This window comes from Bacteroidia bacterium, from assembly GCA_041391665.1.
GTDB lineage: Bacteria > Bacteroidota > Bacteroidia > J057 > J057 > JAGQVA01.
This window is the reverse complement of record JAWKNO010000003.1, coordinates 1,074,133-1,094,489: the sequence shown is the minus strand read 5'-3', so window position 1 is coordinate 1,094,489 and position 20,357 is coordinate 1,074,133. Positions and strand designations below refer to the sequence as shown.

Sequence of the window (20,357 nt, the reverse complement as noted above, 5' to 3'; positions counted from 1 at the left end):
TATTTTTTAAATTATTTATTTGTCCATTGTTTGAGATACTCTTTTATCTGTTCTGATTTTTGCGCCACTGTTCCGTAGTCCACTTTCATCGGAATAATATTATCAAGAGATGGAACGGTTGCAGGAACAGAAACATTTTTATGCAAAGGCATTTGAGCGCAGCTTTCGGCAAGAATTTTTTCCGCTTCTGCTGATAATAAAAAGTCAATCAGCTTTTTTCCATTCTCATTGTTCGGAGAATTATTTATCAACGAAACGGTGTTCGGCACAATGAGATTTCCAAATCCGTTCTGGTCAAGGAAAATCATTTTCACAGGCGAACCTTCTTTGATGGCTTCGTTGCCGTCATCGGTATCAGCCAAGCCCATTGCAACTTCGCCAGTGGCAACTTTCTTTTTTACATCACCATTGCTGGAAGCAATCACCACATCATTCTTTTTCAAATCTTCCATAAACTGTTTTGCTTTTTCATCACCCAATTCAACATACAAAGCGGCAATGTGAAAAGATGTTGTGCCGAATAAAGGATTGGCAATAGCTACTTTCCCTTTGTATTTTTCATTCGTTAAATCAAGAATTGATTTTGGAATGTCTTCGTCTTTCACCAAATCAGTGTTCACCAACAGCACTCTTGCACGGGATGAAAAACCAATCCAGTTAAAATCTTTGTCAATGAAAACGGGATTGATGCCCGATGAAGCGGGAGAATTATAAGTTTCAGTAATTCCTTTTTGTTTCAGCACATCGGCACGCATGGGGTCGCCACTCCAAAACACATCGCACTGCGGATTATTTTTTTCAACAATCAAACGATTGATTACACCTGTTGATTTAGTTTCTTCCGTATCAAAAATGGATTTCACTTTGATACCCGTTTTCTTTTCAAACGCTTTCAGAACAGGTTCGCTGAATATTTGGTCAATGCTGGTGTAAACCACTACTTCGTTTTTGTTTTGGTTGCAGGAAACAATCGCAACCGAAACTAGAATCAGAAGAAATTTAGTTGAAATGATTTTTGTCATAGTTGCTTTTTATTTTTTTAAAATGTAAATCTCCAAATCAATTTTGCTGCCCCGTTGTTTATAGTTGGTTTTAGAAAATCCGCCTGCTTCACTGGGTCGTAACCGTTATTCCACACGAAATAAAAATCAGTTCCGATTTTCGGAATCCAATGCACACGGAAATTTGTTAGCAGTTGGTCTGCTTCCGAATTGTATTGAGCCAATAATGAAACATCAATCTTAGTTGTGAAAGCATAAGTAACCGTGCTAACGAATAATTGAATGTTGTCGTTAACTGAATTTTTGCTGATGTTGTTTAACTCCAATTGCTCTGTGAAGTTAAGATGTTTATTAATGTTAATTCCCAACGAAACAGAAAATGTATTTAATAGACTTGTTCTGGTTTGATACTCAATTAGTTAGGTTAAAGTTCCATAAACCGGCGGAAATTCCGGCGACTTTATTGTAAAAACAGATATTTTTTGTCCGGATACGATCACTCATAAAGCGAAATCGTTTCATTCCGGCGATGGAATTTTCCACCTTTACCCGAAAAGAACTTTTCTCCCGATTGCACTTTTTCTGCTCTTCGCTCAAAGCTGTTTTCTTCTTTTTCTTCTCCGGGATTTGCAGTTGTCCCATGCGATAGATTTTCTCGATTCCCTGATAGCCCAAATCAACGTGGACCGTCTGGTGATCCAACCATCCCCCCTTTTCCGGCTGCAACTCCATTTTCAAAATCGTAAAGTCATGACAAGTGCCCTGATAGGCATAACTGAGGTAACGGATGCATTTATCTGCGTTGGCAAAAATCATCATTTTCAGGGTATGGGTCTTTTTTTTCCACTGTATAAATCTTTCTGATCCTGTTGATTCACAGGGCGTTGGATCCGTTGCTCGGTTGCATCGATGATGATATCGGATTCCGTTTTCCAGTGTTCCATAAAGTCTTCTTCGGTGGCATATTCCCGCCGCGGCAGATAGCCCCCTCGCGCCAGCGCGGCCTGTAGAACCGTTAAACACATCCCCTGCGTTGCATGCGCATTCGAGGGCGCCAGGTCAAAACTCAAGCCCAGAAGGTCATAGCTTAACCCACTTTTGATGCTAAACAGTCCAAAAAATAGCAACGATTCATACGTCTGAAACGTCGAGGGCGAAGCCTGGTTTTCCTGACGTCTTGTCAAGGACTCTCCAAACATTTCTTCGTAGGCTTCCCCAAATAATCTCACCAATTTTTTAAATTGCTCTTCGGTCAGACCTGTGCTCGATCGCCATTGCCGTTCACTTCGTATCGACGTATATGATATACCCATTTTCTCTTTTTTCTACAAGCTACTACTTTTGACTATCAATTACTTACACCAGAACAAGTCTAATATAAGGCATGGAAAATATTTCACGATAAAAATTGTAGGATTAATCTGATGATTGAAATAGTTAACATAATTAAGTCAACTGCTTTATTCAAATTTCGCAATCACTTTTGTGTCAGTTTTCAGTTCTTCGTTTGCTTTTAATACAAGGGTGTCGCCAAGGTTTATGTTGCCGAAAATTTCTGTTTTGTCGGGGAGATTTATTCCTTGTGAAATGTCTATCCATTCTGTTTTGCCGTTGGAAATTCTTATCACTACTTTCTTTTCAAGTGTTGTGAGCACGGCTGAAAATGGAACTACTAAAGATTTTCCTTCTCTAACCACCGTCAATTTTACATCGGCAAACATTCCTGACTTAATAATTTTGTTTTCGTTGTTCACTTCAAATTCCCAAACTTCGCTACGGGTGGCTACATCAATGCTTCCTGCTTTGCGACTTAAAGTTGCTGTGAATTTTTTGTCGGGAATTCCTCTTGTGGTGAACTGAACTTTATTGTCTAACAATTTTATTCCTACCAATGCTTCGGGAACTGCAACACGCAAGCGAAGTGTGTTATCATTTTCCATTTCTAAAATAGGTTTGTCGGTGGGATTGCCAATGTATGCACCTTCATCAGCATTTCTTTTTGTAATTGTTCCGTTGAAGGGTGCAGTGATGGTCAAGTAACTTTCCATTTCCTTGTAAGATTGATATGCAGAAAGTGCTGCCTGAAATTCGGAACTGTCAGCCATGAATTTATTTTTCGCTACTTGCAAATCATTTTCAGAAATTGCTCCTTTGATTGCAGATGCTTTTAGTAAGCGTTCATAAGAATCTTTGCTTGATAAAAATTTTGATTCGGCACTGTTCTTTTTTCCTAATGCTTCAATTGATTTTGATTTTATTTCGGGTGCTTCAATGATTACAAGCACTTGTCCTTTTTTTACTTCCGAACCAATGTCCACATTTATCTTCCCAACATAACCTGAAACTTTGGAACGGATTTGAACTTTCTCGTAAGGAAGAATTTCACCGGGCAATGAAATTTGTTTTTTTATGGAATCGGATTTCAGAATAAATGCTTTCACATTTATTGGTGCGGAATTATTTGCAGCATCATTCTTGTCCGAATTTTTATTTGAACATGCTGCACAAAAAAATGTGGCAACTGCAATTATTATTTTTAATTTTTTCATTCGTGTATTATTTTATGAATTAAAATATTTGCTTTCAGCATCGTCAGGGTCAAGCGAACCACTCTTATATTTTTTTGTTCCGATGATGCTGTGATAAATTCCGGGAACGATAAATAAAGAGGTGGTTGTTGAAAGTATAAGTCCTCCGATTACTGCAATTCCTAAAGGTGAAGTTTGTTCTCCTCCTTCTCCTAAGCCGATTGCCATTGGAATCATTCCCGCTATCATTGCAAAAGTTGTCATTAAGATTGGTCGCAACCTGCTTTTAGCTGCAACCAATCCGAAGTTAGGATGCTCGGCATTTTGTTTTCGTAATTGTTCTGCGTTGCTCACTAAAAGAATTGCGTTTGATACGGCAACACCAATTGCCATGATGCTTCCCATGAACGATTGAATGTTTAATGATTTTCCGCACAACAATAAAAGTAACCATGAACCAGCAATTACAGCAGGCACTACTGAAAGAACTTTGAGTGATAATTTGAACGATTGAAAATTTGCTGCAAGCAAAAGAAAAATTACTATGATGGCTAACAACAAACCTGTTGAAAGTTCAAACAAAGTTTGAGTTAGTAAATCGGATTGTCCACGCTGATAAATTTTTATTCCTGTCGGCAACTCACCAATGTTTTTTATTTTTTCATCTACATCTTTTATTGCCGAACCTAAATCTTTGTGATTGAGATTTGCAGTAACAGTTAGATAACGCTGCTGATTGATTCGGTCATATTCTCCGGGTGTTGTAATTTTTTTCCAGTCGGCAATGTCACGAAGAAAAATTTCATTTCCATTTTTTGTTGAAACAGGAATTTGCTCAATCTGGTCGGCACTGTTCATTTTGAATTGAGGATATTCTACCTGCACCTGATAAGAAGTTCCTGTTGTTTTGTCCAACCAATAAACGGGTTGCGTTAAACGACTTGAATAAGTTCCTACAACCAATGATTTATTTGCTTCGTCAACAGTCAAACCCATTTGTCCTGTCCGCACACGGTCATAATTTATTTGCAGTGTCGGGTAATCTAACTGCTGTGTTATCTGCACATCTCGCAAATAAGAAATTCCTTCCAATTGTTTTTTGATTTGCTCTGCATAATCACGGCTCTGCGAAAGATTTTTTCCCTGTATCACCACTTCAATCGGAGTGTTAGAACCTTGGCTCATCACTTGGTCAACAAGGTCGGCTGGCTCAAATGAAAGTTTAAGAGAAGGAATTTGTTGCTTACAATTTTCTCTTAATTTTTCTTTGAATTTTTCAATGCTGATTCCTGAATTTTTATTCAGATTAACTTTTATCACTGCTTCCTGCGGTCCGCTTGTCCATAAATAAATCGGATTGATTGCATAGGTTGGCGGTTGTAATCCAACGAATGCAGAAGTGATTTCTACATTTCCTTTTCCTGCCAACGAATCAATTATTGAAAGTGTTTTCTTCGTTGCATCTTCTGTTCTTTCTATTCGTGTTCCCGCAGGCATACTCACTCTTACTTGAAATTGTCCTGCATCCACTTTGGGAAATATTTCTGTTCCGATAAAATGATACGCAAGAAAAATAATGAGTAATGCAGGAATAAAATAAGTGAGGACTACATATTTATTATATCGTGAAAAACGATTGGAGAAATTTTCAAACCGTGTTCTTACTTTCTGAAACCAATCATTAACGGCTGAATGTTTTTTGTCGGATAAAATATAGTTTGCAAAAACGGGAACGAAAGTTTGTGAGAGTAAAAAAGATGCAATCAATGAAAAACCAACTGCAAGCGACAGCGGTAAAAACATTGCTCTTGGTGCACCACTCATAAAAAAAGAAGGAACAAACACAGCCAAAATGCTCAGTAAAATTAGCAACTTAGCCAATGATATTTCTTTTGAAGCATCTATAATGGCTCTTGCTTTTGGTTTACCAGATTCTAAATGACTGTGAATATTTTCGATTGTAACAGTCGCCTCATCAACCAAAATGCCAATTGAAAGTGCAAGTCCTCCCAAAGTCATTACATTAATTGTTTGCCCCATTAGGTAAAGACAAACGACTGCTGAAAGCAAAGCAAGCGGAATAGTGATTACAACTACTAATGCAGAACGCCAGTCACGCAGAAAAAGTAAAACCATTAAACCTGTGAGCAACGCACCAAGCAAGCCCTCTAAGATTAAACTCGTAAGAGAATTAATTACATAACCGCTTTGGTCAAACTCGTAAGAAACTTTTATGTCGTCAGGAATTGCGGCTTGCAAATCGGGCAATGCTTTTTTAATATTTTGAACTACATCCCAAGTTGAAGCATCGGCTCTTTTTGTAACAGGAATATAAACGGAACGCTTTCCATTTATTAAAGCATAGCCCGTTGTTACATCTGCACCGTTTTGAACTGTCGCAACATCTCTGACATAAACAGAAGTTCCGCTTCCAACTTTCAGAGGAATATCTCCTAACTCCTGAATATTGTCAACAACAGAATTACTCGGACTTATCATTGTGTAATCGCCAACACGCACATTTCCCGCAGGTGAAATAGAATTGTTTTTTGCAATTGCAGTTACTAATTCATCGGGTGTAATGCTGTAACTTTTCAAACGGTCAGGGTCTGCCTTAATAATTACCGAACGCTGATTGCCTCCGAAAGGTGGTGGTGCTGAAACTCCGGGAAGTGCTGCAAACAATGGTCGCACTTTGAACAAAGCCAAATCCTGAATTTCATTTAGCGGATGGGTTGTGCTGCTGAAAACTAATTGCCCGACTGGAACTGAACCTGCATCGTAACGCATAATAAAAGGCGGCAAAGTTCCGGGTGGCATAAAGGAACGGGAACGGGTTGCGTAGGCATCTACTTCTGCCATTGCTGCTGCCATGTCTGTGCCTTCGTGAAATTGTAATTTGATTAAAGTTAAACCTTGAATAGTTTTACTTTCTACATTTTTTATTCCTGTGATGTAAAGAAAATGATATTCGTAATAGGATGTTATAAAGCCTTCCATCTGCGAAGGAGAAAGTCCTCCATAAGTTTGGGCAACATAAATTGTCGGTGTTCCTAATTTTGGTAAAATATCTATCGGTAATTTACGAATTGCCATTACAGAAAAAAACACAATGCCCAACAAAATAACTATGATGGTAACGGGTTTGCGTAAAGCGGATGTTATTAGTTTCAGCATTTTAGTTTTTTAGAAAAATATTCAAATCACCTTTTGTTGCGGCTTCATTCAACAACGCTTTCCAAACATCCCAATATGCTTTTTTCAAGTCTGTCTGACTTTTTACAAGATTATATTGTGCCTGAATAAAGTCAGCGTAATTTGCAAGCCCCGCTTCGTATCTTCCTTTCATTGCATTGTAAGCATATTGCGAAGCGGAAAGTTGAATTTCTGTTTTGCTGATTATTCTGATTGCGTTTGCATAAGTGGTGTCAGAAATTTCCTGTTGCTTTCTTAAATCCAAATCAACTTGATTTAATTTTTCTTCAAACGATTGCGTTAGGAATTGTTGTTGCTTATATTTTAATCTCACATCGGCAAAATGGAGTAGTGGCATTGTGAGTTGCACACCTGCACCGTAGTTGTAACGACTGAAAGTAAAGCCATCAGTCGGTGTATTTGAACCTGCACCCGAACCTCTGGCATAAGTTATTCCCCACAAATTTAATTTTGGAAGAACATCTAACTTGATAGTTTTCTCTTTTGCTTTTTGATATTCAACCTGACTTAGATAAAGATTGTAAAAAGGATGAGATGAAATTTTTGCAGTGTTGTCAAATGCTTTTGGAAGATGATGAAAATAGGTTGTGTCCATTGAAATTTTCACGCTGTCAGAACCTAACTGCTGTGATAGAATAATTTGCTGAACAGAAAATTGTTTCTGAACATTCATCAAATCAATTTCTGCTTTTGCTTTTTCAGCAGCGAAAAGTGCAGTGTCAACTCCGGGTCGCAAACCTGAAACTGTCAAAGATTTTGATAATGAGAAATTAAAATTTGTCCGCTGTAAATTTTCCTGATACACTTTTACTACTTCATCGGTAACAAGTGCATCCAAGTAAACACTGATAAGATTTAGTTGCTGTTTGAAAATTTCATTTTGCAAATCGTAATTTTTATTGGAAGCATCTGCATTGGCTAATTTTATTTGTGCTGTCCGAAGTCCGAAAGTGATGGGCTGCCAATTCATGTATAAACTTCCTGCACTTCCAACAGTTCCCGAATAATTATTTGTTGCCGAAGGCGGACCACTGATTGGTAAAATTCCCTGCGGAAAAAACAAACCCGTGATGTTGTTGTAAGTTGAATAGTTGAATTGATACGAAGCATCCAACGAAGGAACAAGTGAAATTTTAGCAAGAGAAATATTTTTTTCGGCTGCATTGAAGTCAGCTTGTTTTGCTTTTAATGCAGGATAGTTTTTCGCTACAAACTGTGTGGCATCCTGGATAGTCAATAACCCTGTTTGCTGTGCAAAAAGAAAATTGCTTGTTGTCACAAGGAGAACAAGCAATGTGATAAACGGCTTTGTGATTTTAATATCTGTCACTTGTTAAAAATTATTTTTTGTCCTCAATTTTGCCGATTAAAACTTTATATTTTACCCAATGATTCGTCAGGCTTTATCACAATTACAGGTCATCCCTTTCTAATTGTCTTAATTATTTTTCCTGTCGAAGAAATATAAATTTCGCATGTTTCATTTGGCGCATCTGAATCAGAGGGAATAAACCATTCATTATCCATTTCCACAACATATATTGTCGTTCCATCAGAAGAATCAATTTGTGTAACCTTTTCTGTCTTCCATTTTTCATTAGCATTTTTATTGGTGCTTATATTGTAAGCTGTTTTTACTACTTCAGGAACTTCTTTCCACTGAATGATAACGGTCGTTTTCAACCATTTTCCGTCTGCACTGAAAGCAGCATAAAGTTTTTTCTTTCCCTGTTTACACTTTGCGGTATATGAATTATTTTCAATCGTCCATTTGTTTTTTGTTGCATCAGGAAATTTTGTTTTTAAAGCATCCTGAACATTTTGTGGCACTTTACTCTGCTTGATTGTTTTTTGCTGTGCTGAGGAGAAACCAAGTATCATCAAGAAACCCATCAAAGAAATAATATATTTCATTTTATTTTGCTTTTAGTAAATTAATAATTTTATTTTTTTGTTGCTCATTATACTTTAAGATTTGGATTCCATGTGTGGCGTTCATCAGAAACATATTTAGCCCAACTGTAAAGCGCATCATAAATTTTCATTCCCACTTTCAGCATTTCGTGGTCGTCTTTTATGTTGTGAGAAAGTCCTGCGGATATTGCCCAAAGTCCCGCGGCTTGTTTTGCTAAATCAAAACGGTCTGTGTCTGCACCACGGACAATAACTGCAAGTTGATGTAATGCAGGGTCGGTGAGATTGTGTTTCTTGATGATGGTGTCAAAGGTGCAAAACTCTCCTTCGTGTGAATACTCAACTTTAGGAATGTCAAAAGGAATTGCATCCAGTTCTTTTGCTTTCGTCAGCACCTGTTCAGTTGGAACATAAATAAACTCTGCTTCTTTGTCCACAAAGTTTTTGATTAACCACGGGCAAGCGATGCGGTCAATCTTTGGTCGTTCTCTTGTTATCCATTTCATGCTTGATAAATTTGCGAATACAAATTTGATGAGATCGTTTTTGAAAAAATAGAACGGAATTAACTTTTTGTATGTGGTTTACTTTTCAGAATATTTTTTCTGAAAACTGAAGGATTTTTACCTGTGTGTTTTTTGAAGATGCGTGTGAAATGGCTTTGGTCTGAAAAACCTGTGAGGTAAGCAATTTCGGTGAGTGAATACTTTGGAGAATGAATTAACTGGATGGCTTTTTCAATTCGCAATTTGCGAATGTATTCACCATAAGAAAGGTCTTCAAAATATTTGGAAAATTCTCTTGACAGGTAGGAGGGATTGACATCAAGGTTTTTTGAAATTTCTTTTAAGCTTAGCGCAAGGTTCGTGTCAATCTGGTCTTGTAGGATTTCTTTCAACTCTTTTGCCCATGAAGGCGTTTTCTTTTTTGTTCCTGCTTTCTCTTTTAAAAATTTATTGAAAACATCTAACAATAAATTTTCAAATGGGCTTTGCGTGTGGATTTCATTTTGTAAATATTTTGCCCAAGTGTATAAGGCATCATAAATAATAAAACCTTTTTCCAATAATTGATGATCGTCTTTTATATTTTGAGAAAGTCCTGCGGATATTGCCCATAACCCGCTTGACTGATTTGCAATGTCGTGCCTATCAGTATCAGCACCTCGAACAATAATTGCGACTGTATGAAGTGCGGGGTCTGTAATTTTATATTTCTTAATGAAGTAATCAAATGTGCAATGGTCATTGTAATGTGTGAACTCTACATCAGGCACATCAAACGGGGTTGCTTTAAGTTCACTGGCTTTGGTGATTACTTCGTTGAAGGGAACATAAATTATTTCGGCATTTTTATCAATAAATCTTTTAATTAGCCACGGACAAGCAATGCGGTCAATCTTTGGTCGTTCTCTTGTTATCCATTTCATGTTTTATTTTTTTTTCAAAGGTAGACTTTTATGAAATGATTTGCTACGAAGAACGGTCTTTGTGCGATGGGGCAAAAGCAAATGTGGTGCAGCCGCGTGTCGGCTTGTGGGCGGGGTTGCACCTCTTTTGATTTTGTCGAAGCGTTGGCTTTTTTCATTTTCTGTCTGTCGCTTTATAGTTGTCTTGTCGTCTTTTACAATGACCGCTAACGGTTGGCTTGCTGCCGTGCCGCCGTGCGTTGGCTTTGCGGGCTGGCTGTTCGGCGGCATGGACAGCAAGCCTGGGTTAGGTGCTGTATTTGTTTTTGAATTCTTCAATTATTTTCCTGAACTCTTTCGGTAAATATTCATTCATCTTTTCTATAAACTCTTGGGGTACCGATTTATAGTATGCTTCTGAGATTGCACCTGTCATAGATGCAATTGTATCACTATCTCCTCCAATCGAAATTGCCGTTCTAATAGCGTCTTCAAAACTATCTGACTCTAAAAAAGCAATTATTGATTCTGGTACACTTCCTTGACAACTAACATCAAATTCGTAAACAAGCCTTATTTCATCTATCGTTCTGTTCAAATCATAACCAAATTTAACTTCTATAAATTCTTTAATTTCTTGCTTTTTGCTTCCATTTTTTGCAAGAAATACGGATAATGCAATTGCTTGTGCCCCTTTAATGCCTTCTTCATGGTTATGTGTTATTACAGCACTCTTTCGAGCTTCTTCCAAAACTTTTTCTACTTCATCAAATGCAAATCCGACTGGGCTTACTCTCATAGCCGAGCCATTTCCCCAACTATTATACGGGCCACTGGTTATTCCCGCCAACCACTTTTTAAAAGCCCCTCCGTAACCAGCAAATGGATAGGTTCTTCCATATTTTTTTACAGTTTTTTCATATCCTTTAGAATTTAGGATGCAATCGGCTATCGCAATGGTTAGTACAGTATCATCTGTGAATCTTGATTGTTTTGTAAACAATTCAAAGTCCTTACTTTTTAGATTCTTCTTCTCAAACCTGGACCCAACTATGTCTCCAATTATTGCACCTATCATTTCGTCTATTTTTTTAGCACCTAACGTTGGTGGTATGGTTTGTTGCCGATTTCGAAGCACTTTCCTATCAAGTTACACTGAACTTTAATATAAGTGAAAACCTTAAAACTGGCACTGCAACGGCAATAAACTATACCACGTGTTGGCACTCGTTGTTTTTTTAATCATCCATGAATTTATCAGAATTACAAATCATTCTTTCAGAAATCCGTAAATCATAAGATCCATCGTTCATCTTTTTGTTGTAGTAATACTTTTTAAATGTCTTACAGGTACAATCACCTTTTTTAAACTTTAAATATAAAAATCTTGGACCTTTTTCCCAGTTGCCAGAACCCCAGTCAACTTGGGTAAATCCCTTTTTAATTAACAAAACCTTTATCAAGGTACTATCATTTATCAACGAAGGCAGTGTGTCCAAGACTGGATATAATCCATTAACTTCGATAGAAAACGAATCACAAAAATTGAAAGTCAATTTATCTAAATCCTTTAAATTATCCACTCTGATAATTTTTGTCTGCAAAGAATCACGGTGACTCTGTCCATAAATCATGAAGTTAAATCCAACCGATAACGCTATAATCAAGGAATAAATTTTCATAGAAGCGTTTTTTACAATGAGTGCCAACATCTTGCTACTCGCCATATAGCGCCTATTCTTTATTCCCCAACCTTTAGTTCCTTCCAAACGCTGATTTCAAAAATACCCCGCTACGAACAGGCGTTAGGCAAATGGACAAATCCAGATGATGAATCAGGGCAAGTAATTTCATAAGTCAATATCCAGAAAATCCAGTGGGCTGCAAAGTTTTTCTTTTGCTTTTGTGTGATACTTGTGATGAGCGAAGCCGAAGTATGGGTGTAGATCTCTGTTGTTTCGCTGCTGCTGTGTCCCAGCAGGCTTTGAATATACCGCAGGTCCATGCCCCGCTCCAGCAGATGGGTTGCAAAGGAGTGCCTGAGGGTATGCACGGTCGAGTATGGATTGGCTCCCGCTTTTTCTACCGCGTACCAGAAAATCTGCTGAATGCTCCGGCTGCTGTACTACCCCCCTTCCTGCCCTTCGAAGAGCCAGTAAGCGGGCCGATAAGTGCGCAGGTATTCTTCCAGCAGGCAGGCCATTTTATCGGAGAGCACCGAATAACGGTCTTTTTTTCCTTTACCGGCTTTGATGAATACAGATTTGCGTTCCACGTATATATCTGCTTTGCGCATGTTTACGCTCTCTCCGATCCGAAGACCGGCAAAAGACTTCACCCAGCGAATTATTTCGCCGCATAAATCGTGTATTGCGAAAAAACCACCAAATTCTCAGCACACTCAACCCCAGAGATAAAACGCGTGTAAGTGGTGAAGTTCTTCGCGATCGGGGTTTCAATTTCCACTACTTCACACACCAGCACCGCACCTCGCGCGGCGATGTATATTATTTTGTGTTCGAACAAGGTTATCTTTCCCTTGACGACGACAGCTATGCCCTCGTAATCAATCACAAGTACCGGAACTAAGCCCACCTGCTGCATGCCCAGCGCCTTGAGTTGCGCTTTTAGCAAATTATCTTGTTTGAGTAAGCAGCCCTAAATTTGGAAACGTGCCCAAACAGAAATTTGAAAATACTTTTTCATTCAGAAAAACTACTTCACTTCAATCAAAACATCCTGTTTGTTGGTCAGGTATCCAAAACTGGTAAGTTCCATGCCCAGGCTGCGGGCCAGTTGGGTAAACTCATTTTCATATTCGCCGACCACGGCAATCAGTAGTCCGCCGCTGGTTTGTGGGTCGCAGAGGATGTTTTTTTGATAGTCGGAGATTTCGCTGACCTTATGGCCATAGCTATCCCAGTTACGGTGCGTGCCGCCGGGGATGGCGTTTTGTTCGATATATAATTTTGCTTCCGGAATGACGGGAACCTGGGAGGCGTACACTACGGCGCTGAGGCGACTTCCTTCGCACATTTCGGCGAGATGGCCCAGCAATCCAAAGCCCGTTACGTCGGTAATGGCTTTGACGTAGGCATAACGTGCAAATATTTCACCTGCCTGGTTGAGTTTAATCATCGAATCCCGGGCAATATCTTTGTGCTCGTCCTTCAGAATGCCCTTTTTCATCGCAGTAGTGAGAACCCCCACGCCCAGGGGTTTGGTAAGGAATAATTTGCATCCGGGAAGCCCGCCGGTATTTTTGCGAATATTGGCAACATTTACCCGACCCGTAACTGCGAGGCCAAATATCGGCTCCGGGCTGTCAATGCTATGGCCGCCTGCCAGCGGGATTTTGGCTTCCGCACAGGCTGCCCTTGCACCTTCGAGCACAGCTCTTGCCGCTTCTGGCGGGAGCTTGTCCACCGGCCATCCGAGTATGGCGATAGCTAACATAGGCGTACCGCCCATGGCATATACATCGCTGATGGCATTGACAGAGGCGATCCGGCCAAAGTCAAACCCATCGTCCACGATCGGCATAAAAAAATCAGTAGTGCTGATGATCGCAGTACCGTCTCCCAAATCGTAAACCGCAGCATCATCCCGGGATTCATTGCCAACCAGCAGATTGGGGTTGGGAAGAATTTGTTGGGTCGTATGGAGGATAGATTCCAATACCTTCGGAGATATTTTACATCCACATCCGGCACCATGGCTGTATTGAGTAAGTCTGATTTGGTCAGGTTGTATCATCTGGGTAATTGTTGACAATATTCAATGAGTTGAATTGCGGTTATTTTCGGATTATCCTGGCCAACGGCCAGTGTATGAATTTGAGACGGAGATCTTTGACTCAGTCCGTGTGAATAAGTTTTATCGTAATACTGAAGGGCAATTTCTGCCCCTGTGGCAAAATCATTTTCATTCAGAGACTTCATCGCCTGCTTTAATTGTTGTCCCCCCAATCTTTTCTGAATACGAAGCAAAGCGTCGGAAATCTCTTCTTTTGGCGCTCCTGCATATTCATTAATCAACCTTTTTACCCGTTCCTGCAACGGTACTTCTACCACCATTACCGGTGCCGCTACCATTTGAGTCCAGAATGGATGAGGAATATATACCCGGCCAATCGCATGGCTTTCATCTTCCACCCATATCCTTCTCCGGCTATCCAGCTGTAAAAATGCTTGATGCAGATTATTTTCAAACTGCTCCACGCTAGGCTGGGGTAGCTGGCCGATTGCACCAAATGAAGAACCTTTATGGCAGGCCAGTGACTCAAGATCAATGATCTGTTCTCCTGCTTTTTTCAGTTCCTGCAGAATTTCTGTTTTCCCTGAACCGGTTTTTCCGCCAAGTACAATCAACTGCAACGGTTGTTCAAAATCTGAAAGAACTTTTTGCCGGTATGCTTTATATCCGCCCGGCAAAACATTGACCTCAAAACCCACTGTTTTCCACAACAGTGCCATACTTTCACTTCTCATTCCTCCCCGCCAGCAATGGACATTGAGCTTTTTTTGAGTAGTGAGTGCCAATGCGTTATGTACAAATCCTGCCATCTTTGGTCCTACAATTTCCAATCCTTTTAAGATGGCTTCTTCCCTGCCCCTCTGCTTGTACAAAATCCCTACCGTTTTTCGTTCTTCATTGTCAAATATTGGAATATTTACTGCACCGGGAATGTGCCCGGCAAAAAATTCGCCTGGCGAACGCACATCTACAATCGGTATGAATTCAGATTCAGCCAATTGCAAAAAAGATGATATGTCCGGTTTATGGATCAGGGGTCGGGGGAATTTTGAACACACTCAGGTCTTTTCCAATCTTTCAGTACGCAAAAGTACGCGCTTGTTTTTGTTCCTCAAAGCAGTACTTTCTTTTTCCTTTAGTACTATTTTTCGATTTTCACTAACTTCCTCATCACTAACTACTACTATCTATGAATATATTAAAAAAATATCGGGGGCTGTTCCTTTTGATGGGAATTTCTGGTTTGTGGTGGGCATGTACTCCCCAACAACCTGCGGGTGGTGATCATTATTCGGGTCAACTGTTTGAATACTCCCACAATTTTGAAACCCATTGGAGCAGCCCGGAAAATATGCATGCCGAAAAAGGCGGGGGCGGAAAAGAAAATATGGGTGCCAAAGGCCGGGCATTTTTTCCACTGGGACCCGGCGAATCAGTGGTATTGCTCGACACCGATGGCCCGGGGATCGTAAACCGGATGTGGATCACCGTAAGGGATCGTTCCCCCGAAATGCTGCGCTCGCTTCGTTTGGAAATGTTTTGGGATCATGCAGACAATCCAGCAGTATCGGTTCCTTTCGGTGATTTTTTTGGTGTGGGGCTGGGGCGAACAGCGGTTTTTAAAAATGCACTTTTTGCCAATCCGGAAGGCCGGTCTTTTAATTGTTTTATTCCCATGCCCTTTAAAACCGGGGCTAAAATTGTCGTTACCAATGATTCGGACCAACCACTTTCACACATATTTTTTGATGTCAATTTTCAGAAAATCAAAAAGTGGGAGGATCAATATCTGTATTTTCATGCAAGGTGGAACCGGGACACGGCTACCACAGTTGGAAAAGATTTCGAACTGTTGCCTTCCGTAACGGGTAAAGGCCGGTTTTTGGGAGTAAATGTAGGGGTAAATGACAACCCCGCGTATGGTGATATGTGGTGGGGGGAAGGTGAAGTAAAAATATACCTTGATGGCGACGACCAGCATCCCACGCTTGTCGGAACCGGCACAGAAGACTATATCGGAACCGGTTGGGGGCAGGATCAGTTTTTTAATGACTATGCCGGTTGTCTGATTGCCGATGATAAAAACCGCCAATGGTCATTTTACAGATTTCATTTACCCGATCCCGTATTCTTTGATAAAGACTGCAAAGTTACCCTTCAGCAAATGGGCGGAAACCCCAGGGCAAATGTCCAAAAGCTGATTGATAATGGGGTGGCCCTCCTTCCGGTTACCATTGATGACGGCGGGAGCCTGATCCACCTGATGAAAGAAGGGGGCAATATTCCGCTGACAGATCCCTCGCTTCCCGATGGCTGGACCAATTTTTACCGCTCAGACGATGTTTCGGCAACAGCATATTTTTACCTCGATCAGCCTTCCGGAAATACCCGGGAACCGGCACCGCTTGCTTTGCGCACGTGGAACCTGAAAAGTGGGCAGTAATTATTTTCAGTTCATTATTCGCTCGGATTGGCCTGATTTTCCCCAAAATTCTGCGTAACTTGCTGTACCGAAACCCGTAATGGAAAACTCACCCCATTATTTTCGGGATTAGTAAATATATGATTGAAAAACAAAAACTTACACGGGACAATGTAGAGGAAAGGGCCATACTTGTAGGGGTATGTACCCGTGAAATGACTTTTGAGCAGGCGAAAGAATATTTGGATGAACTGGCTTTTCTGACGGAAACAGCAGGTGCAAAGGCCGTCCGCAGTTTTATTCAGCGTCTGGATAAGCCGGTTCCCGCTACCTATGTGGGTTCTGGAAAACTGGATGAAATAAAAGCCGCGCTGATCGAATCCGAAGCGAATATGGTGATTTTTGACGATGACCTGTCGCCTTCCCAAATACGGAATATCGACCGGGCACTGGAAGTGAAGGTGCTGGACAGATCTTCGTTGATTTTGCATATTTTCTCCGAAAGGGCGCAGACCGCACAGGCCAGAACGCAGGTCGATCTGGCGCAATATCAATATCTACTGCCCCGTCTTGCGGGTATGTGGACGCACCTTTCCCGCCAAAAAGGAGGTATCGGCCTTAAGGGAGCCGGTGAAAAAGAAATTGAAACGGACCGGCGAATCATTCGCGACCGGATCTCCATGCTGGAAGACCAACTGGAAAAAATTGACAAGCAGGATGCGGAGCGCCGGAAAAACAGATCTGAATTTGTGCGTGTAGCACTGGTGGGCTATACCAACGTGGGAAAATCCACGCTGATGAACCTGTTTTCCAAGTCGGACGTGCTGGCCGAAAATAAACTGTTTGCCACCCTGGATACCACCGTGCGCAAAGTAGCTTTCAGCGGGATTCCTTTTCTGCTTTCTGATACCGTTGGGTTTATCCGCAAATTGCCCCACCACCTTGTCGAGTCTTTTAAAAGTACCCTTGCCGAATCAAAAGAATCAGATATCCTCATTCATGTGGTGGATGCCTCTCATCCCAAATTTGAAGACCAGATAGCCAATGTCAAAGAAACGCTGAGAAGCCTTGATATCCGCGATCGCAGTATTATTACAGTTTTTAATAAAATCGATCTTTTGACAGAGGAGGCACAAGCGCATCTGCAAAATAGCTGGCTGGTGAAAGAAAATGCACCATCAGTGATGATTTCGGCAGAATCCCGCCTGAATGTCGATACCCTTCGTACGTTGATAACCCAGTTGCTCGTTGAAAAATATACCGCAAAATCACATACAGGGACGCATCATTTTCTGGAAAATTATCAATACTACGAACTGAACAATATTGAATAAGCACCAATATGAGTGGAGAGATTGTAAACAGAATTGCCAACAGCCCGATTATTACTTTTAAGCTGGAAGAACATTATCCCCAGGGGGACCGGCTTTTGCTCGATATCAAAGACCAGTTGTTTCAGGGCATGATTCTTCGTGAACGAGACTTTCGCGCATGGATCAAATCACATGACTGGCAACAATATGAGGGTAAACATGTCGCCATCAACTGCTCGGCAGATGCCATTATTCAGACCTGGGCATGGATGCTTTTGGAAGTAAGTCTCCAACCTTTTGCAAAAACCGTCGTCTTTGGTTCGTTGGAAGACCTTGAAACACAGCTCTGGCGCAATGTTCTGGATAATATATCATTTCCCGAATTTGCCGACAGGCCGGTAGTGGTGAAAGGTTGCACCAACATACAAATACCCACAAGTGTGTATGTTGAAGTCACCCGCAGGATGATGCCCTACGTCAAAAAACTGAGCTTCGGAGAGCCCTGCTCCACCGTGCCGGTGTACAAAAAAGGAGCCGAAGGCAGTGAGTGACCTGAAACATTAGATCGAGTCAAAAAGACAAATTATTTTATTTTTTCAGATAAGTTGTTTTCTTTTATAAAAACTATTAAAAATCGCTACCATGGGACTTTTCGATTTCATTAAAGGACAGTTTATAGATGTCATTGAGTGGGTGGACTACAACCGCGACGTGCTGATGTGGAAGTTTCCCGATCAGGACAAAGAGGTGAAAATGGGTGCGCAACTTACGGTGCGTGAATCTCAGTCCGCTATCCTCATCAATGAAGGGAAAATGGCCGACGTATTTGAACCCGGCCGTCATGAACTTACTACGCGTAACATGCCCATTCTCACGACCATTAAGTCGTGGAAATATGGCTTTGAATCTCCATTTAAGGTGGATGTGTATTTTTTCAACACCCGCCAGTTTGTAGACAATAAATGGGGTACACCTACGCCGGTTACGATTCCCGACAGCAAATTCGGGCAGGTAGAATTCCGTGCGTTTGGCTCTTACAACTTCCGCATCAACGACTTTGAAGCTTTCTTTAAGGAAATCGGTGGTACCAACCCCATCATTACCCTCGAAGATGTTCACGGTATGCTCAGAGGCAAACTCGTGGATCGCTTCACCGAAATTGTCGCCGAAATGGCCGAAAACAATTTCTCTTTTGTACAAATGCAGGCCAATAAGACTGAGTTTGTACAGGCGCTGATCCCACGTATCTCCGAATATTTTGCCGGATTTGGTATGGAGCTTACCGATTTCTCCATCCAGAGCATTACACTTCCCGACGAACTGACCGAATACCTCCGCAAAAATACCCAGATGAATATGGTGGGCGACATGCAGCGGTTTATGCAGTTTCAGGCTGCCAACGCCATGCAGAAGTCTGCTGAAAACCCCAATGGGGGGAGCGGTGGAATGGAAATGGGCGCAGGCCTTGCTATGGGACAAATGATGATGAATCAGATGAACCAGATGAACCAGCAAAACAATCAGCAGGGCGGAAATAAAGAAATGTCCAAAGACGATATTATGAAACTGTTGAAAGATCTCGGAGAACTGAAAGCCTCCGGTATCCTCACGGAAGAAGAATTTAACGCCAAAAAGACAGAGCTTCTTGCAAAACTTTAGGAACAACGAATCAATTTGCATAATCAGAGGCTGTCCATGTGGCAGCCTTTTTTTTTGTCAATCATTTACCTATGACGATCGAACAACTCAAAACCTCTGGATGGATTATCTTTGAATGTATCAGCGGCAGTAAGGCTTACGGCCTCGATTTGCCGACTTCCGATACCGATATCAAAGGCGTATTTGTATTGCCTGAGGACCATTATCTCAGCCTTGACTATATCGACCAGATCGCCAACAAAACCAACGATATCGTCTATTATGAAATCGGGCGATTTATCAGCTTGCTACACAAAAACAATCCCAACCTTCTGGAAATGACCGCCATGCCGGAGAATATGATATTATACAAACATCCGGTGTTTGACCTGATTCGCACAGAAGACTTTCTGGCAAAAACCAGCAGAAATGCTTTTGCCGGGTACGCTGTGCAGCAGATCAAAAAAGCCCGCGGCCTCAACAAAAAAATCCTCAACCCGATGGGTGAGGCGCGCAAATCCATTTTGGATTTTTGTTACGTGACCGAAGGGCAGGGCTCACGGCCACTCCCTCTTTGGCTGAGAGAAAATAACCTTATGCAGGAGCAATGCGGGCTGGTCAATATTGACCATATGAAGGACTATTATGCCCTTTTTTACGATGATTCCGGCGCGTATGAGTTCAAAGGGATTATGCAAAAAACCACAGCCAATGAGGTTTTGCTCAGCAGTATTCCCAAAGGCCTGAAACCGTTGACTTACCTCTATTTCAATCAGGATGGTTATTCGACCTATTGCAAAGACTTTCGCGAATACCACGAATGGGTGGAAAAACGAAATGAACATCGCTATGAAAATACCCTTGAACATGGCAAAAATTACGATGCAAAAAATATGATGCACACTTTTCGCCTGCTGGATATGGCCATAGAAATACTTTCCGAAGGCCAAGTAGTCGTGCGTCGTCCCAACCGGGAAGAACTGCTGGCGATCCGTGCCGGAAAATTTACGTATGAAGAGCTGATCGAACAGGCAAATCAAAAGCTGGAGCAGGTAAACAAACTGTATGAGACCAGCCCGCTGCCTGAAAAATCCGATAAAAAAAGGGCGAATAAGATATTAGTAGAAATCCGAAAAACAATTTGGCACGACAGGGCTTAGA

Annotated in this window: 19 protein-coding genes and 1 pseudogene; 5 read left to right on the top strand and 15 right to left on the bottom strand. The window is 41.1% G+C overall.

From position 1 onward, the window contains the following. Positions 1–11: 11 nt before the first annotated feature. The 15 genes and pseudogenes from R3D00_27215 to mnmH all read right to left on the bottom strand — a co-directional run bounded on the left by R3D00_27215 (position 12) and on the right by mnmH (position 14,821). Positions 12–1,022: an extracellular solute-binding protein gene (locus R3D00_27215; GenBank protein ID MEZ4776894.1), complete on the bottom strand. Its 1,011-nt coding sequence runs from the start codon at positions 1,020–1,022 to the stop codon at positions 12–14. Positions 1,023–1,412: 390 nt separating this feature from the next. Next, positions 1,413–1,820: a transposase family protein gene (locus tag R3D00_27210; GenBank protein ID MEZ4776893.1), complete on the bottom strand. Its 408-nt coding sequence runs from the start codon at positions 1,818–1,820 to the stop codon at positions 1,413–1,415. 2 nt (positions 1,821–1,822) lie between these two features. Then, positions 1,823–2,314, bottom strand: coding sequence for a hypothetical protein (locus R3D00_27205; protein MEZ4776892.1), 492 nt, complete (start codon positions 2,312–2,314; stop codon positions 1,823–1,825). A 147-nt stretch (positions 2,315–2,461) separates the two neighbouring features. Then, complete coding sequence (locus tag R3D00_27200; GenBank protein ID MEZ4776891.1) at positions 2,462–3,550, bottom strand: efflux RND transporter periplasmic adaptor subunit; 1,089 nt, start codon at positions 3,548–3,550, stop codon at positions 2,462–2,464. Positions 3,551–3,562: 12 nt separating this feature from the next. Continuing rightward, complete coding sequence (locus R3D00_27195) at positions 3,563–6,706, bottom strand: efflux RND transporter permease subunit (protein ID MEZ4776890.1); 3,144 nt, start codon at positions 6,704–6,706, stop codon at positions 3,563–3,565. A gap of 1 nt (position 6,707) precedes the next feature. After that, complete coding sequence (locus R3D00_27190; GenBank protein MEZ4776889.1) at positions 6,708–8,075, bottom strand: TolC family protein; 1,368 nt, start codon at positions 8,073–8,075, stop codon at positions 6,708–6,710. Positions 8,076–8,164: 89 nt separating this feature from the next. Beyond that, a complete protein-coding gene (locus R3D00_27185) occupies positions 8,165–8,659 on the bottom strand; it encodes a PepSY-like domain-containing protein (protein ID MEZ4776888.1) in 495 nt (164 codons plus the stop codon). Positions 8,660–8,706: 47 nt separating this feature from the next. Beyond that, on the bottom strand, positions 8,707–9,165 hold the full coding sequence (locus tag R3D00_27180; GenBank protein MEZ4776887.1) for a chromate resistance protein: 459 nt from the start codon (positions 9,163–9,165) through the stop codon (positions 8,707–8,709). Positions 9,166–9,224: 59 nt separating this feature from the next. Then, a complete protein-coding gene (locus tag R3D00_27175; GenBank protein MEZ4776886.1) occupies positions 9,225–10,088 on the bottom strand; it encodes a chromate resistance protein in 864 nt (287 codons plus the stop codon). Positions 10,089–10,374: 286 nt separating this feature from the next. Next, a complete protein-coding gene (locus R3D00_27170) occupies positions 10,375–11,145 on the bottom strand; it encodes an ADP-ribosylglycohydrolase family protein (GenBank protein MEZ4776885.1) in 771 nt (256 codons plus the stop codon). A gap of 160 nt (positions 11,146–11,305) precedes the next feature. Then, a complete protein-coding gene (locus R3D00_27165) occupies positions 11,306–11,836 on the bottom strand; it encodes a hypothetical protein (GenBank protein ID MEZ4776884.1) in 531 nt (176 codons plus the stop codon). Positions 11,837–11,859: 23 nt separating this feature from the next. After that, a pseudogene (locus R3D00_27160) lies at positions 11,860–12,405 on the bottom strand (tyrosine-type recombinase/integrase). Positions 12,406–12,413: 8 nt separating this feature from the next. Further along, a complete protein-coding gene (locus R3D00_27155; protein MEZ4776883.1) occupies positions 12,414–12,701 on the bottom strand; it encodes a hypothetical protein in 288 nt (95 codons plus the stop codon). An 81-nt stretch (positions 12,702–12,782) separates the two neighbouring features. Next, positions 12,783–13,823, bottom strand: coding sequence for a selenide, water dikinase SelD (gene selD, locus R3D00_27150; GenBank protein ID MEZ4776882.1), 1,041 nt, complete (start codon positions 13,821–13,823; stop codon positions 12,783–12,785). Continuing rightward, positions 13,820–14,821 carry a tRNA 2-selenouridine(34) synthase MnmH gene (mnmH, locus tag R3D00_27145; protein MEZ4776881.1) on the bottom strand — a complete coding sequence of 334 codons (1,002 nt, stop codon included), beginning with the start codon at positions 14,819–14,821 and terminating at the stop codon, positions 13,820–13,822. Before mnmH ends, selD begins: the two co-directional genes overlap by 4 nt. Positions 14,822–15,012: 191 nt before the next feature. Between mnmH and R3D00_27140 the strand changes: the two genes are divergently transcribed. From R3D00_27140 to R3D00_27120, 5 genes are all read left to right on the top strand, one after another. Beyond that, on the top strand, positions 15,013–16,266 hold the full coding sequence (locus tag R3D00_27140) for a glycoside hydrolase family 172 protein (protein MEZ4776880.1): 1,254 nt from the start codon (positions 15,013–15,015) through the stop codon (positions 16,264–16,266). Between the two features lie 119 nt (positions 16,267–16,385). Next, positions 16,386–17,579, top strand: a complete 1,194-nt coding sequence (hflX, locus tag R3D00_27135) for a GTPase HflX (GenBank protein MEZ4776879.1) — start codon at positions 16,386–16,388, stop codon at positions 17,577–17,579. 8 nt (positions 17,580–17,587) lie between these two features. Then, on the top strand, positions 17,588–18,109 hold the full coding sequence (locus tag R3D00_27130; protein MEZ4776878.1) for a DUF2480 family protein: 522 nt from the start codon (positions 17,588–17,590) through the stop codon (positions 18,107–18,109). A gap of 91 nt (positions 18,110–18,200) precedes the next feature. Continuing rightward, the gene (locus tag R3D00_27125; protein MEZ4776877.1) at positions 18,201–19,217 is read left to right on the top strand and encodes an SPFH domain-containing protein; all 1,017 of its coding nucleotides are present in this window, start codon (positions 18,201–18,203) and stop codon (positions 19,215–19,217) included. A gap of 71 nt (positions 19,218–19,288) precedes the next feature. Further along, on the top strand, positions 19,289–20,356 hold the full coding sequence (locus R3D00_27120) for a nucleotidyltransferase domain-containing protein (protein MEZ4776876.1): 1,068 nt from the start codon (positions 19,289–19,291) through the stop codon (positions 20,354–20,356). The last annotated feature ends 1 nt before the right edge of the window (position 20,357 follow it).

Excerpts from the sequence above, each read along its gene's own strand:
- R3D00_27210 (MEZ4776893.1), bottom strand. The coding sequence starts at position 1,820 with ATGATGATTTTTGCCAACGCAGATAAATGCATCCGTTACCTCAGTTAT.
- R3D00_27185 (MEZ4776888.1), bottom strand. The coding sequence starts at position 8,659 with ATGAAATATATTATTTCTTTGATGGGTTTCTTGATGATACTTGGTTTC.
- R3D00_27180 (MEZ4776887.1), bottom strand. The coding sequence starts at position 9,165 with ATGAAATGGATAACAAGAGAACGACCAAAGATTGACCGCATCGCTTGC.
- R3D00_27195 (MEZ4776890.1), bottom strand. The coding sequence starts at position 6,706 with ATGCTGAAACTAATAACATCCGCTTTACGCAAACCCGTTACCATCATA.
- R3D00_27205 (MEZ4776892.1), bottom strand. The coding sequence starts at position 2,314 with ATGGGTATATCATATACGTCGATACGAAGTGAACGGCAATGGCGATCG.
- R3D00_27120 (MEZ4776876.1), top strand. The coding sequence starts at position 19,289 with ATGACGATCGAACAACTCAAAACCTCTGGATGGATTATCTTTGAATGT.
- R3D00_27140 (MEZ4776880.1), top strand. The coding sequence starts at position 15,013 with ATGAATATATTAAAAAAATATCGGGGGCTGTTCCTTTTGATGGGAATT.
- R3D00_27170 (MEZ4776885.1), bottom strand. The coding sequence starts at position 11,145 with ATGATAGGTGCAATAATTGGAGACATAGTTGGGTCCAGGTTTGAGAAG.
- hflX (MEZ4776879.1), top strand. The coding sequence starts at position 16,386 with ATGATTGAAAAACAAAAACTTACACGGGACAATGTAGAGGAAAGGGCC.
- R3D00_27175 (MEZ4776886.1), bottom strand. The coding sequence starts at position 10,088 with ATGAAATGGATAACAAGAGAACGACCAAAGATTGACCGCATTGCTTGT.
- R3D00_27215 (MEZ4776894.1), bottom strand. The coding sequence starts at position 1,022 with ATGACAAAAATCATTTCAACTAAATTTCTTCTGATTCTAGTTTCGGTT.
- R3D00_27200 (MEZ4776891.1), bottom strand. The coding sequence starts at position 3,550 with ATGAAAAAATTAAAAATAATAATTGCAGTTGCCACATTTTTTTGTGCA.
- R3D00_27130 (MEZ4776878.1), top strand. The coding sequence starts at position 17,588 with ATGAGTGGAGAGATTGTAAACAGAATTGCCAACAGCCCGATTATTACT.
- selD (MEZ4776882.1), bottom strand. The coding sequence starts at position 13,823 with ATGATACAACCTGACCAAATCAGACTTACTCAATACAGCCATGGTGCC.
- R3D00_27125 (MEZ4776877.1), top strand. The coding sequence starts at position 18,201 with ATGGGACTTTTCGATTTCATTAAAGGACAGTTTATAGATGTCATTGAG.